The sequence below is a fragment of the Streptomyces sp. ICBB 8177 genome (assembly GCF_003144095.1).
Classification (GTDB): Bacteria; Actinomycetota; Actinomycetes; order Streptomycetales; family Streptomycetaceae; genus Streptantibioticus_D.
In genome coordinates, this window is the sequence record NZ_NSKH01000002.1 from 547,971 (window position 1) to 561,286 (window position 13,316).

Here is a 13,316-nt window from a genome sequence, read left to right on the forward strand (position 1 = left end):
GCTGTTCGACCGCATCCCCGGTCCTCATGCTAACGGTCGGTGCTGAACGGCCGCCTGCCGAAGGGTGGCGAACCGGCCGGAACACGCGCCGGGAGGGGACGGCAGTCCCCTCCACCACATAGGACGATCGCGCCCCGGACGCGGTTCTGCGCCCCAACCTTAAATTCCGCTTACATTCCTGTGGGCGTTTCCGTGACTTCTGTGGCTTCCGACAATCAACGTCGCTCGTTGTCGTATTTTCATACGAAGATCATCCGGGTGGGGTGTCGATCGGCCGATACCCTTGCAGGGTGACATTCCCCGTAGTCGGCATGGTCGGGGGCGGCCAGCTCGCCCGTATGACGCACGAAGCGGGCATCCCGCTCGGCGTCCGTTTCAAACTGCTCAGCGACGGTCCGCAGGACTCCGCGGCCCAGGTCGTCGGGGACGTCGTGGTCGGCGACTACCGCGACCTGGAGACGCTGCGCGCCTTCGCCCGCGGCTGCGACGTGGTCACCTTCGACCACGAGCACGTCCCCACCGAGCACCTGCGCGCGCTCCAGGCCGAGGGCGTGGTCGTACGGCCGGGGCCCGACGCGCTCGTGCACGCCCAGGACAAGGGCGTCATGCGCGAGCGGCTGACGGCGATCGGGGTGCCCTGCCCGCGGCACCGCATCGTGAAGGACCCGCAGGACGTGGCCGCTTTCGCGGCGGAGGGAATCGGCCCTGCGGCGCGGAGCGCCTCCGTCGAGAGTGGTGGCGGGTTCCCCGTCGTCCTCAAGACCGTGCGCGGCGGGTACGACGGCAAGGGCGTGTGGGTGGTGCGTGACGTCGAGGGCGCCGCCGAGCCGTTCCGGGCGGGTGTGCCCGTGCTGGCCGAGGAGAAGGTCGACTTCGTCCGGGAACTGGCCGCCAACGTCGTGCGCTCCCCGCACGGCCAGGCCGTCGCCTACCCGGTGGTGGAGTCGGTCCAGGTGGACGGCGTGTGCGACACGGTGATCGCGCCCGCTCCGGAGCTGTCGGACGAACTCGCCGCGCACGCCCAGCAGCTGGCGCTCACCATCGCCAAGGAACTCGACGTCGTCGGCCATCTCGCCGTCGAGCTGTTCGAGACCGCCGACGGCCGGGTGCTGGTCAACGAACTGGCGATGCGCCCGCACAACAGCGGTCACTGGACCCAGGACGGCGCCGCCACCTCGCAGTTCGAGAACCACCTGCGCGCCGTGCTCGACCTGCCGCTCGGCGACCCGCGCCCGCGCGCCCGCTGGACGGTGATGTCCAACGTCCTGGGCGGCGACTACACCGACATGTACTTCGCGTACCTGCACTGCATGGCGCGCGACCCCGCCCTGCGCATCCACATGTACGGGAAGGACGTGAAGCCGGGCCGTAAGGTCGGACACGTCAACACCTACGGCGACGACCTGGCCGACGTGCGCGAGCGGGCCCGGCACGCCGCCGACTACCTGCGAGGGACGATCCAAGAGTGACCGAAGCACACCGCGACGGGCGGTCCGCGCCGCTCGTCGGCATCGTCATGGGCTCCGACTCCGACTGGCCGGTCATGGAGGCCGCCGCGAAGGCGCTGGAGGAGTTCGAGGTCCCCTACGAGGTCGACGTCGTCTCGGCGCACCGCATGCCGCGCGAGATGATCGCGTACGGCGAGCAGGCCGCCGGGCGCGGGCTGAAGGCGGTCATCGCGGGCGCGGGCGGGGCGGCCCACCTGCCCGGCATGCTCGCCTCGGTCACCACGCTGCCGGTCATCGGGGTGCCGGTGCCGCTGAAGTACCTCGACGGGATGGACTCGCTGCTGTCCATCGTGCAGATGCCGGCCGGGGTGCCGGTCGCCACCGTCTCGGTCGCCGGGGCGCGCAACGCGGGACTGCTCGCGGTGCGGATGCTCGGCGCCTACGATCCCGAACTCGCCACGCGCATGCGGCACTTCCAGGAGGACCTCAACGCGCAGGCCACCGAGAAGGGGCGGCGGCTGCGCGCCAGGACGGGCGGCGCGGGAGAGGGGTTCGGGTTCGGTGGCTGAGACGACGGCGTCGGCGACGTGGGACGAGCGGGTGGCGCGGGCGCGTGAGCTGCTAGCCGCGCACCCGGTGGTGGACGGGCACAACGACCTGCCGTGGGCACTGCGCGAGCAGGTGCGCTACGACCTCGACAAGCTGGACGTGGGCCGCGACCAGAGCGCGTCGCTGCACACCGACATCCCCAGGATGCGGGCGGGCGGGCTCGGCGCGCAGTTCTGGTCGGTGTACGTGCGCACCGACCTCGCCGGGGACGACGCGGTCAGCGCGACCCTCGAACAGATCGACGTCGTACGGCAGTTGACCGAGCGGTACCCGGAAGACCTGCGTCTCGCGCTGACCGCGGACGACATGGAGACCGCGCGGGCCGAGGGGCGGATCGCCTCCCTGATGGGCGCCGAGGGCGGGCACTCCATCAACTGCTCGCTCGCCACGCTGCGCGCCTTCCACGCGCTCGGCGTGCGCTACATGACGCTCACGCACAACGACAACACCCCGTGGGCGGACTCCGCGACCGACGAGCCGAAGGCGAACGGGCTGACGCGCTTCGGCGAGGAGGTCGTGCGCGAGATGAACCGGCTGGGCATGCTGGTGGACCTCAGCCACGTCTCCGCCGACACCATGCGCGACGCGCTGCGGGTCACCGAGGCGCCGGTGCTCTTCTCGCACTCCTCCTCGCGGGCCGTCTGCGACCACCCGCGCAACGTCCCGGACGACGTGCTGGAGAGGCTGCCGGGCAACGGCGGCGTGGCGATGGCGACGTTCGTGCCGAAGTTCATCCTGCCCGCCGCCATCGAGTGGACGAAGGCGGCGGACGAGAACATGCGGGAGCACGGCCTGCACCCGCTGGACACCACGGCGGCGGGGATGGCGGTGCAGCGGGAGTTCGAACGGGCCAGGCCCCGGCCGGTCGCGACCGCCGCGACGGTCGCCGACCACCTCGACCACATGCGCGAGGTCGCCGGGATCGACCACGTCGGCATCGGCGGCGACTTCGACGGCACGGCGTTCACCCCGGCCGGGCTGGACGACGTCTCGGGCTATCCGAACCTGATCGCGGAACTGCTGGGCCGCGGCTGGTCGGACGCGGACCTGGCGAAGCTGACGTGGCGCAACGCGGTACGGGTTCTTCGGGACGCGGAGGACGCTGCTGCGGGGATTCGTTCCTCGCGGGGGCCCTCCAACGCGACGCTTTCGTCCCTGGACGCGTAAGTCCTTTTCCCCCGCCCACCCATTTGCCGTCATACGGACCTTCCCCAACGGGTGGGCGGGGCCCGTCGTCCTACCGCTCCCCGTCCACCGGAAGCGTCGACGTGTCGATCGTGAAGGGCAGGTCCCCCGGGACGTCCGCCTTCTCCCCGTACGGCACCATCTGCCGGTACGCGTACTGCCCGTCGATCGGCCTGTGGTGCACGACGAGCCGGGCGTCGTAAGGGTCGGCGATCACGTAGAGCGGAATGCCCGCCCGCGCGTAGGCGCCGACCTTGAGCCCGTAGTCGCGTTCACGCGTGGTGGGCGAGACGACCTCGAAGGCGGCGTGAATGCCCTCGACGGGGTAGACCGCGAGGTTCTTCGCGCATGCCTTTTTGTCCAGGAGCACGATGTCCGGGCACAATTCGGAATCCTCGCGCGGGAAGGGCGTGATGGTGTCGCCCGTGTAGTCGATGTCGCTGGGAAGCTGCGGAGCGAGCTACATGCACAGCTGGACGATCGTCTTGAGGTGAAAGGCGCGCAACGGCGACGAGATGATCTCCCCATGAACGATCTCGGCCTTCATGCCCTCCGGGGCTTCGAAAAGCTCCAGAGAGCTGTGTACGCGTTCGAGCTCGATGGGCACACCGCCCTCCTCGGAGCTGTGGTCGCTCTGCGTGTAATCAGGCTAGCCGATGGTAAGGAGTGCCGAATCGTTCAGCTGTCGCCTCAACCCTACGCGTTCGGCCTGCCCATCGCCCTGAACGTCCAGCCCGCCTCGCGCCACCGTTCCGGGTCCAGCGTGTTGCGGCCGTCCAGGACGACCCGCTCCGCGGCCACCCGCGCCAGCTGAGCGGGATCGAGTTCGCGGAACTGCTTCCACTCCGTCAGGTGCAGCACCGCGTGCGCGCCGCGGACCGCGTCCAGCGCGGTGGGGGCGTAGGCCAGCGTCGGGAAGAGCCTGGCCGCGTTCTCCATGCCCTTCGGGTCGAAGACGGTGACCTGCGCGCCCTGGAGGTGTATCTGGCCCGCGACGTTCAGCGCGGGCGAGTCGCGTACGTCGTCGGAGTCGGGCTTGAACGTCGCGCCCAGCACCGCGACCCGCTTGCCGAGGAACGCGCCGCCGCACGCCTCCCGGGTCAGCTCGACCATGTGCGACCTGCGGCGCATGTTGATCGAGTCGACCTCGCGCAGGAAGGTCAGCGCCTGGTCCGCGCCCAGCTCGCCCGCGCGGGCCATGAAGGCGCGGATGTCCTTGGGCAGGCAGCCGCCGCCGAAGCCGATCCCGGCGCGCAGGAACTTGCGGCCGATGCGGTCGTCGTGGCCGATCGCCTCGGCGAGCTTCACCACGTCGCCGCCGGCCGCCTCGCAGACCTCGGCCATCGCGTTGATGAACGAGATCTTGGTGGACAGGAAGGAGTTCGCCGCGTTCTTCACCAGTTCGGCGGTGGCGTAGTCGGCGACGACGAACGGCGTGCCGTCGCCCACCGGCTTGGCGTAGACCTCGCGCAGCACCTTCTCCGCCGTACCGCCGCGCACGCCCACCACGATGCGGTCCGGGCGCAGGGTGTCCTCCACGGCGAAGCCCTCGCGCAGGAACTCCGGGTTCCACGCCAGCTCGACCGCGTCCCCGGCCGGGGCCAGTTCGGCGACGCGCGCCGCGAGCCGGGCCGCGGAGCCGACCGGGACGGTGGACTTGCCGACGACCAGCGCGGGGCGGGTCAGCAGCGGCGCCAGCGTGTCGATCGCGCTGTCGACGTAGCTCATGTCGCAGGCATACTCGCCGTGCTTCTGGGGGGTGTTGACGCAGACGAAGTGCACGTCGCCGAAGCCGGCCACCTCCTGCCAGGAGGTGGTGAAGCGCAGCCGCCCGGTCGAGCCCTCGATGCCCTCGACGTGCCGGGCCAGCAGCTCGTCGAGCCCGGGCTCGTACATCGGCACCCGTCCGGCCCGCAGCGTCTCGATCTTGGCGGGGTCGACGTCCAGACCCAGCACCTCGAAGCCCAGCTCCGCCATCGCGGCGGCGTGCGTCGCGCCGAGGTAGCCGGTGCCGATCACGGTGAGCTTCAGCGTCACGGAGTTCTCGCCCTTCGCAGTGCGCCGTCGAATGCGTCAGCCGAGCATAGTCGGGGTGAATGAGGGGTGCCGAGCACGCCGGGGCGCGCCTGGGCGGCGACCGGGGCGCGCCTGGGCCCCTGAAACCCGGGGCGCTGTCGGCAAACTCACGTATCGCGGCTCAGGGCGGCGGCCGTAGAATTAGGTTACTTAACGGTAGTTAGCAGAGCTTGGGAGTGAGAGACCTTGGCGGGTTCGACTGATTTCGACCTCTACCGGCCCTCCGAGGAGCACGACATGCTCCGTGAGACGGTGCGCTCTCTCGCCGAGGCGAAGATCGCGCCGTTCGCCGCCGAGGTGGACGAGCAGGGCCGCTTCCCGCAGGAGGCCCTCGACGCGCTGGTCGCCGCCGACCTCCAGGCCGTCCACGTCCCCGAGTCCTACGGCGGCGCCGGCGCCGACGCGCTCGCCACCGTGATCGTCATCGAGGAGGTGGCCCGCGTCTGCGCGTCCTCCTCCCTGATCCCGGCCGTCAACAAGCTGGGCTCGCTGCCGGTGGTCCTGTCCGGCTCGGAGGAGCTGAAGAAGAAGTACCTGGGCCCGCTCGCCAAGGGCGACGCGATGTTCTCGTACTGCCTGTCGGAGCCGGACGCCGGTTCGGACGCCGCGGGCATGAAGACCCGCGCGGTGCGCGACGGCGACTCCTACGTCCTCAACGGCGTCAAGCGCTGGATCACCAACGCGGGCGTCTCCGAGTACTACACGGTGATGGCCGTGACCGACCCGGAGAAGCGCTCCAAGGGCATCAGCGCGTTCGTGGTCGAGAAGTCCGACGAGGGCGTGTCGTTCGGCGCCCCGGAGAGGAAGCTCGGTATCAAGGGCTCGCCGACCCGCGAGGTCTACCTCGACAACGTGCGCATCCCCGCCGACCGCATGATCGGCGCCGAGGGCACCGGCTTCGCCACCGCGATGAAGACCCTCGACCACACCCGCATCACCATCGCCGCCCAGGCGCTCGGCATCGCGCAGGGCGCGCTGGACTACGCCAAGGGCTACGTCCAGGAGCGCAAGCAGTTCGGCAAGCCGATCGGCGACTTCCAGGGCGTGCAGTTCATGCTGGCCGACATGGCGATGAAGCTGGAGGCGGCCCGCCAGCTGACGTACTCCGCCGCGGCCCGCTCCGAGCGGGTCTCGCTGGGCGCGGACGGCCGCGCCGAGGACCTCACGTTCTTCGGCGCCGCCGCCAAGTGCTTCGCCTCCGACGCCGCGATGGAGATCACCACCGACGCGGTCCAGCTCCTCGGCGGCTACGGCTACACCCGTGACTACCCGCTTGAGCGCATGATGCGCGACGCGAAGATCACCCAGATCTACGAGGGCACGAACCAGGTCCAGCGCATCGTGATGGCGCGTAACCTGCCCTAGTTCTCCGGCAGTTCGACCGTTTTCGACGGCCCCCGGCGCACCGCGCCGGGGGCCGTCTCTGTGTCCCCGCGAGCAGGTCGCTGTGTGAAGCGGCTCGTCAGCGGTGTTGGTGACAACGTTGGCCCGGGTTTCTTGGTTCTTCCTTTGCCGTTCACTCCTTGTTGACGCATGAACATCAACAGTAGTTTTCCAGCCAGCCACCACTGCCTGTGGTGGCAGTCGCGAGACGGTGTCCCTGCACCTTCCGCCGCGCCGCGACGCACCCGCACCGCAGTTCTGTAACTCCCGGTTCATCCAGCCTCAGGAGGCAGTACGTTGCGCACCCCCATATCGGCGTCCCCCCTCGCCACGCCCTCGCGCCGCATCGCCTGGTCCGTGGTCGCGTCCGCCGCTCTCGCCGTGTCCGGCCTGGCCGCCGCCGCGCCCGCCGGAGCCGCCGCCGCGACGCACGCGGGCCCGTCGTGGACCCGGTCCTGCGCCGCCCCCAGCAGAGCGGGCGTCATGGCCTGCAACGCCCTGCGCGTCACCAGCGTCAAGGAGCACGTCAGCGCAGACGGCGTCAGCCCGGACGCCACCCCGTCCGGCTACGGCCCGAGCGACCTGCGCAGCGCCTACAACCTGCCCGCGAACGGCGGCTCCGGCCAGACCGTCGCGATCGTCGACGCCTACGACGACCCCAACGCCGCCTCGGACCTGGCGACTTACCGCAGCCAGTACGGCCTGCCCGCCTGCACCACGTCCAACGGCTGCTTCGAGAAGGTCAGCCAGACCGGCAGCACCACCAGCCTGCCGAGCGCGGACAGCGGCTGGGCCGGTGAGATCTCCCTCGACCTCGACATGGTCTCGGCGATCGCCCCGAACGCCCACATCATCCTGGTCGAGGCCAAGTCGGCGACCACCGCCAACCTCGGCACCGCCGTCAACGAGGCCGTGAAGCTGGGCGCGAAGTTCGTCTCCAACAGCTACGGCGGTTCCGAGTCCTCCTCGGACTCCACCTACGACAGCGAGTACTACAACCACCCCGGCGTCGCCATCACCGCCTCCTCCGGTGACGACGGCTACGGCGTGGAGTACCCGGCCGCCTCCAAGTACGTCACCGCGGTCGGCGGCACCTCGCTGGCGAAGGCCTCCAACTCCCGTGGCTGGAGCGAGAGCGTGTGGTCGACCTCGTCCAGCGAGGGCGCGGGCTCCGGCTGCTCCAAGGACGACGCCAAGCCGACCTGGCAGAAGGACACCGGCTGCTCCAAGCGCACCGTCGCCGACGTCTCGGCGGTCGCCGACCCGGCCACCGGTGTCGCGGTCTACCAGACCTACGGCGCCTCGGGATGGTCGGTCTACGGCGGCACCTCGGTCGCCTCGCCGATCATCGCCGCCGTCTACGCGGACGCCGGCGCCCCGTCCTCCGGCTCGACCCCGGCCTCCTTCCCGTACGCGCACACCTCGTCGCTCAACGACGTGACCAGCGGCAAGACCGCGTCGTGCTCGCCGGCGTACCTGTGCACCGCGGAGACCGGCTACGACGGCCCGACGGGCCTCGGCACCCCGAACGGCCTGACCGCCTTCACCGGCTGACACCTCGCGGTGAGGCCGAGGGCCACCACGGCGGTGCCCGGCCCACGCCCGGCCCGGCACCGCGCACCGGCCGGCTGACCCCCGGTCACGACACGACGTACGGCGTGAGCCATCCCCTCACGGGAGGCTCACGCCGTACGCGTGTGTCACCGGACGCGGTGCGGGTCAGCCCGCCGAGCCGGACGCCGTGGCGCCCGCCGTCACCGGTTCGTCGTTCTGGATCTGGCTGAACAGCTGCTTGGCCTTCGTCATGTCCCACTGCACCGCGTCGCCGTCGCTGGGGGTCTGGAGGTTCGCGTTGCCGATCGGGACGGTGATGGACTTGCCCTTGCCGCTGGAGACGTCCTTCATGTCGAAGAACATCTCGCCCAGGTCGAACAGGCTCATGCCCTTGTCGACGTTGAGCGTCTCCAGGCCCGCGCCGAGCACCGGGTAGAGCTTGAACGGGTTGAGCACGGTCGAGGGGGACGCGGCCTGGTGGGCCAGGGTCGAGAGGAACTTCTGCTGGTTGCGCATGCGGCCCAGGTCCTCGTCGGCCTCCGCGTGCCGCTCGCGCACGAACTCCAGCGACTGCGCGCCGTTGAACTTCTGGCAGCCGGCCTTGAAGTCGGCGCCCGAGTCCTTGTCCACGATCGGCTTGTCGAGGCACATGTTGACGCCGCCGAGCGCGTTGACCAGGTTGACGAAGCCGGTGAAGCCGATCTCCGCGTAGTGGTCGATGTGGATGCCGGTGTTGTACTCGACGGTCTGGATCAGCAGGGCCGGGCCGCCCCAGGAGTACGAGGTGTTGAGCTTGTGCGTGGTCGCCGGGTACTTCTTGCCGGAGGCGCCGGTGAACGCCGGGATCGTGACGTAGGAGTCACGCGGCAGGCTCATCAGGGTGTCGCCGTTGCTGCCGGTGTGCAGGATCATCATCGAGTCCGTGCGCCCGCCGTCGGCGGCACCGGTGTGCAGCTGCTCCTCCTCCTGCTTGCTCATGCCCTCGCGGCTGTCCGAGCCGACGATCAGGTAGTTGGTGCCCTTGCCGGTCGCCGGCTGGTTCGGTACCGCGCTCAGGTCCACCGTGCGCGACAGCTTGCCGTCCGCCCAGAAATACGTGCCGACGCTCGCCGCGATCAGCACGACGACCAGCGTGAGCACGCCGTACGTGATGCGCTTGCGCCAGTTCTTCGGGCGCCCGGCGCCGCCGCCCCCGGCCCGGTAGACGCGGCCCGCGCCGCCGCCCCCGTCCGGCTGCCGTGGCACCCGTCCCCCGGAGCCGCCGCCCCTGCGCGGGGACAGCTCCGGGGGCAGCGGCGGCTCGGCGTGCGAACCGTAGGCACCTCGCGCCTGCGGCGGCGGGCCGTACTGCTGATGCTGTACGTGTCCGTCACGTCGCTGTACGTGCGGCATCACGCGAGCGCCGTCCTGCTCGCCGTCGTCGGTCCAACCCTCGGGCCATCCGTTCATGCTCAGCAGTGTGCCCGCTGAACCTGGGCGCCAGGGAGCCGGAGACGGTTCTGTAGCAGAGCTGATGGATTGGTCACACGACTTTCATGATCATCGGGTGGTGTGTGCCACGGGAGGGGGTGGTGTGGCGGGTGGGGTAGGCGCTGGGCAGGCGACTAAGGTGCGGAACGTGTCCGGTGGGAGCGATCTGCGGGAACTGCTGGCCGGGATGCGTCCCGAGCTGAACGCGGGCTGTTACGTCTTCAGCACGGTCGATGACGGTGTCGTACCGGGGGGCGTGACCCCTGTGGTCGTCGTCGCCGAACGCGAGGGGCTGACGCTGGTCGTACCCCAGCGGGAGGCGGACGCGGCGGGGCTGGAATACACATACGTGGCGGGCTGGATCACGCTGCGCATCCACTCGGCACTGTACGCGGTCGGGCTCACCGCCGCCGTGGCACGGGAACTCGCCGACGCGGGCCTGAGCTGCAACGTCGTTGCGGGATTCCATCACGACCACCTGTTCGTGCCGTACGAGCGAGCCGCTCAGGCGGTCGCCCTGCTGGAGGATCTCGCGCGGCGCTCCGCCTGAGACGGCGGCGGGTCAGATCGAAGGCGCCAACGAGCCCAATTACGTGGGGAGTTCGCCCCATCGGGGCGTCGTCGGCTCACCTTTCCCGCGCGTCGCTGCCCCGTATCGCCGTCGTGCCCATCCGCATGTCGCACTTGAGCAGGTACGCGGCGATCTCCTCCGGCTGGGCGCAGCGGGGGAGCGGGTCGAGGCCGACCAGGACCGCCACCGGCCCGCCGTCCGCCACGAAGCGCGCCCACTGGTCGCCGACGGTCAGCCGCACGTCGTGCGACCAGCCGTCCACCCGCAGCCGCGCACCCCGCGCGTCCAGCGTCACCCGCTCCCCGATGTACGGGATGCTGCGCGACGGCTCCGCCAGCCCCAGCGCGTCCGCGAAGTCCCTCGCCTCGCACGCGCCCTCCGGATGCGCCGCCAGCAGGAACGCGACCTGCCCGATCGCGGTCCTCTCCAGCCACGACCACGTGGCCAGCGCGTGGATGTCCTCCGGCGTCACCCGTCCACCTCGGACTTCAGCACGAACCACACCTCTTTGCCCGGCGCCCCGTCCGCCGCGGGAATCGCACCCCAGGCGTGCGCCGTCTTGCTCAGCAGAAACATCCCCCGCCCACTCTCCGAGAGGAAGTCCGGCTCGCGCACGACCGGCAGCTCCGGCTCCTTGTCGCTCACCGAAACCCGGACCCCACCCGCGATCCTACGCAGCGTCAGCACGCATTCCGGCGAGTTCGCATGTTTGTGGACGTTGCTGAGGAGTTCCGTCACGCCCATCGCGGCCGGGCGTGCGAGGTCCTCGACCTCCCACGCCCGCAACTGCGCGCGGACGATCCGGCGGACGACGGCAAGGGCGTGCGGGGCGGCGGCCAGGGACAACCGGCAGTGTGAGGTGCTCAGTTGGACGGGAGCGTCGATCGGGGGAACTTCGGCGTTCATGTACTCAAGTAACCTCACGGCGCGTTACCGTGACCAGTGTCTGACCCGGTACGCACGGTGACGTACGGCTGCCTGTCGGCGCGTACCGGTTGCCAATGGCATGCGCTGGGAGGTGGGTCGCGGTGGGGAAGGAAGAAACCGCGCAGATGCTGCGGTACTTCGGCAGTCAGGTCAAGCACTTCAGGGGTCTGAAGGGCATGACCCAGGAGGAGCTGGGCAAGGCGGTCGGCTACTCTCTGGACACGATCGCGTCGATCGAACAGGGCCGCCGTCCCCCGCCGTTGAAGTTCTTCGACCCGGCGGACTGCGTGCTGTGCGCGGGCGGGATCATCGCGAACGCGAAGAGGTTCTTGGAGTTCCCCCGGTATCCCGCGTTCTTCGCTGAGTTCGCTGACGCCGAAGCGAAGGCGATCAGCGTCAGCTACTACGAGTGCATGGCCATTCCAGGACCGTTGCAGACCGAGCCTTACGCGCGGGCGGCGATCAGTGCTTACTGCCCGCCCTACAGCCCGGAGCAGGTGGACCAGTACGTCGCCGCCCGGCTTGAGCGCAAGGCTCTGCTTACGCGCAAGCCGCCTGCCATCCTCGGATTCGTGATCGAGCACGCCGTGTTGAGGAGGCCGATCGGAGGCCGCGAGGCATTCAAGAAGCAGCTTCTGCACGTAGCCGAAGCTGCTCGCCGCAACAACGTGACGCTCCAGGTGATGCCGGATGGCTGCGAGGAACACGCCGGGCTAGAGGGCCCGATGACGCTCCTGGAGACGGAGGACCGGCGGATGGTCGGCTACGTCGAGTACCAGGGCGGCAGTGAGTGGGTCTCGAAACCGGAAGACGTCAGCGTCCTCCACCAGCGCTATGGGATCATCCGAGCGCAGGCCCTGACAACCAGGGACTCGCTGGCGTTGATCGAAAGTCTGGCAGGAGAGCTATGAGCGATCTCAAGTGGGTCAAGAGCAGCTACAGCGGCAATGCTGGAGGCAACTGCGTTGAGGTTGCGGCCTGTCCGGAAGCCATCCACGTCCGCGACAGCAAGGACCCCAACGGGCCCGCGTTGACGTTCGAGCCCCGGCAGTGGGACGCCTTCGTGCGGTTCGCTGCGCAGCACGACTGACCGACGTCTACGGCGACGAGGGAGCACCATGAGCGATCTCGTTTGGCGCAAGTCCAGCTACAGCGGCAGCAACGGCGACCAGTGCGTTGAAGTCGCCCTGGAATGGCGGAAGTCGAAGTACAGCGGCAACCAACGCGGCGAGTGCGTCGAGGTCGCCGTCTGCCCCTCCGCCGTCCACGTCCGCGACAGCAAAGACCCCGACGGTCCCGCCCTCACGTTCGACCCCGTGCGATGGTCCGCCTTCGTGCGGTTCGCCGCTCGGCGGGACTGAGAGCGGCCTCCGTCGCGGAACCATCGGGGGAGCGGTCCAGGACCGCTCCCCCGATGGTTCCGGCCCGCCGGGAAAAACCCCGTTGCGAGCCACCCGCGCCGGATGGCTGACTGGTCGGCCACCGACCAGGGAGCGAACATGACGGCGCCGCTGCCGACCCCCTCGTTGCACACCGCTCGTCTTCGGCTGCGCGCCTTCGAGGACGCGGATGCGGACGACCTCTTCGCGTTGCAGAGCAACGCCCACGTCCTGCGGTACTGGGACTCGCCACCGTGGACCGAGCGCTCGCGCGCCGAGCAGTTCCTCGCCTCCTGCCGGCGGATGGAACAGGAGGGCACCGGGACACGGTTGGCCGTGGACCGTCTCTCCGACGGGGCGTTCATCGGCTGGTGCACTCTGAACAGCTGGAATCCGGAGTTCCGCAGCGCGTCGCTCGGTTACTGCTTCGGCGAGGCGGCGTGGGGCCAGGGCTACGCGACCGAAGCGGCACGCGCCCTGCTGGGATGGGCGTTCGACACGCTGGACCTGAACCGCGTCCAGGCCGAGGCCGACACCCGCAACGTGGCCTCCGCCCGCGTGCTGGAGAAGCTGGGCTTCGTGCGCGAGGGGACGTTGCGGGAGGACTGTGTTGTCAACGGCGACGTCTCCGACTCGTGGGTCTACGGGCTGCTCAGGCGCGAGTGGCAGCCGTCCGAGCCGGTGACCGCCCGCTGAGTCCCGCCGCTCGGCGCC

At 69.9% G+C, this 13,316-nt stretch carries 16 protein-coding genes; 10 read left to right on the forward strand and 6 right to left on the reverse strand.

Going from position 1 to position 13,316, the window contains the following annotated elements:
- Positions 1-290: 290 nt before the first annotated feature.
- From CK485_RS02830 to CK485_RS02840, 3 genes are read left to right on the forward strand one after another with little or no spacing between them, the layout of a single operon-like run.
- Positions 291-1,469 (forward strand): 5-(carboxyamino)imidazole ribonucleotide synthase, encoded by a 1,179-nt coding sequence (locus tag CK485_RS02830; RefSeq protein WP_109446421.1) that lies wholly within the window; start codon positions 291-293, stop codon positions 1,467-1,469.
- Positions 1,470-1,516: 47 nt separating this feature from the next.
- Positions 1,517-2,017, forward strand: a complete 501-nt coding sequence (gene purE / locus CK485_RS02835) for a 5-(carboxyamino)imidazole ribonucleotide mutase (protein ID WP_109446621.1) — start codon at positions 1,517-1,519, stop codon at positions 2,015-2,017.
- The gene (locus CK485_RS02840; protein WP_199239203.1) at positions 2,010-3,224 is read left to right on the forward strand and encodes a dipeptidase; all 1,215 of its coding nucleotides are present in this window, start codon (positions 2,010-2,012) and stop codon (positions 3,222-3,224) included. Before purE ends, CK485_RS02840 begins: the two co-directional genes overlap by 8 nt.
- A gap of 70 nt (positions 3,225-3,294) precedes the next feature.
- Here CK485_RS02840 and CK485_RS02845 read toward each other — a convergent pair whose 3' ends face one another.
- From CK485_RS02845 to CK485_RS02850, 3 genes are all read right to left on the reverse strand, one after another.
- Entirely contained in the window at positions 3,295-3,678 is a 384-nt protein-coding gene (locus CK485_RS02845; RefSeq protein ID WP_109446423.1) for a Uma2 family endonuclease, read from the reverse strand.
- A gap of 24 nt (positions 3,679-3,702) precedes the next feature.
- Positions 3,703-3,849 (reverse strand): hypothetical protein, encoded by a 147-nt coding sequence (locus CK485_RS28650; protein WP_158288148.1) that lies wholly within the window; start codon positions 3,847-3,849, stop codon positions 3,703-3,705.
- 89 nt (positions 3,850-3,938) lie between these two features.
- Positions 3,939-5,279, reverse strand: coding sequence for a UDP-glucose/GDP-mannose dehydrogenase family protein (locus CK485_RS02850; protein ID WP_109446425.1), 1,341 nt, complete (start codon positions 5,277-5,279; stop codon positions 3,939-3,941).
- Positions 5,280-5,504: 225 nt separating this feature from the next.
- Here CK485_RS02850 and CK485_RS02855 point away from each other — a divergent pair, with 225 nt between their 5' ends.
- Entirely contained in the window at positions 5,505-6,683 is a 1,179-nt protein-coding gene (locus CK485_RS02855) for an acyl-CoA dehydrogenase family protein (RefSeq protein ID WP_109446427.1), read from the forward strand.
- 327 nt (positions 6,684-7,010) lie between these two features.
- Positions 7,011-8,255 carry a S53 family peptidase gene (locus tag CK485_RS02860; RefSeq protein ID WP_109446625.1) on the forward strand — a complete coding sequence of 415 codons (1,245 nt, stop codon included), beginning with the start codon at positions 7,011-7,013 and terminating at the stop codon, positions 8,253-8,255.
- A 165-nt stretch (positions 8,256-8,420) separates the two neighbouring features.
- Here CK485_RS02860 and CK485_RS02865 read toward each other — a convergent pair whose 3' ends face one another.
- Positions 8,421-9,704 carry an LCP family protein gene (locus tag CK485_RS02865; protein WP_109446429.1) on the reverse strand — a complete coding sequence of 428 codons (1,284 nt, stop codon included), beginning with the start codon at positions 9,702-9,704 and terminating at the stop codon, positions 8,421-8,423.
- A gap of 169 nt (positions 9,705-9,873) precedes the next feature.
- On the opposite strand from CK485_RS02865, the gene CK485_RS02870 reads away from it, so the two are divergent.
- The gene (locus tag CK485_RS02870) at positions 9,874-10,275 is read left to right on the forward strand and encodes an ACT domain-containing protein (RefSeq protein WP_109446431.1); all 402 of its coding nucleotides are present in this window, start codon (positions 9,874-9,876) and stop codon (positions 10,273-10,275) included.
- A 76-nt stretch (positions 10,276-10,351) separates the two neighbouring features.
- Here the strand turns inward: CK485_RS02870 and CK485_RS02875 are convergent, their stop codons facing one another.
- Together CK485_RS02875 and CK485_RS02880 are read right to left on the reverse strand one after the other, a co-directional pair.
- A complete protein-coding gene (locus tag CK485_RS02875; protein ID WP_109446433.1) occupies positions 10,352-10,768 on the reverse strand; it encodes a hypothetical protein in 417 nt (138 codons plus the stop codon).
- Entirely contained in the window at positions 10,765-11,142 is a 378-nt protein-coding gene (locus CK485_RS02880; protein ID WP_199239214.1) for an ATP-binding protein, read from the reverse strand. The genes CK485_RS02875 and CK485_RS02880 overlap by 4 nt, the downstream gene beginning before the upstream one ends.
- A 182-nt stretch (positions 11,143-11,324) precedes the next feature.
- On the opposite strand from CK485_RS02880, the gene CK485_RS02885 reads away from it, so the two are divergent.
- The 4 genes from CK485_RS02885 to CK485_RS02900 all read left to right on the forward strand — a co-directional run bounded on the left by CK485_RS02885 (position 11,325) and on the right by CK485_RS02900 (position 13,298).
- Positions 11,325-12,134: a helix-turn-helix transcriptional regulator gene (locus CK485_RS02885; RefSeq protein ID WP_158288149.1), complete on the forward strand. Its 810-nt coding sequence runs from the start codon at positions 11,325-11,327 to the stop codon at positions 12,132-12,134.
- Positions 12,131-12,313, forward strand: coding sequence for a DUF397 domain-containing protein (locus CK485_RS02890; RefSeq protein ID WP_109446437.1), 183 nt, complete (start codon positions 12,131-12,133; stop codon positions 12,311-12,313). The genes CK485_RS02885 and CK485_RS02890 overlap by 4 nt, the downstream gene beginning before the upstream one ends.
- Positions 12,314-12,341: 28 nt before the next feature.
- Positions 12,342-12,584, forward strand: coding sequence for a DUF397 domain-containing protein (locus CK485_RS02895; protein ID WP_109446439.1), 243 nt, complete (start codon positions 12,342-12,344; stop codon positions 12,582-12,584).
- A gap of 138 nt (positions 12,585-12,722) precedes the next feature.
- Positions 12,723-13,298 (forward strand): GNAT family protein, encoded by a 576-nt coding sequence (locus CK485_RS02900; protein ID WP_109446629.1) that lies wholly within the window; start codon positions 12,723-12,725, stop codon positions 13,296-13,298.
- The last annotated feature ends 18 nt before the right edge of the window (positions 13,299-13,316 follow it).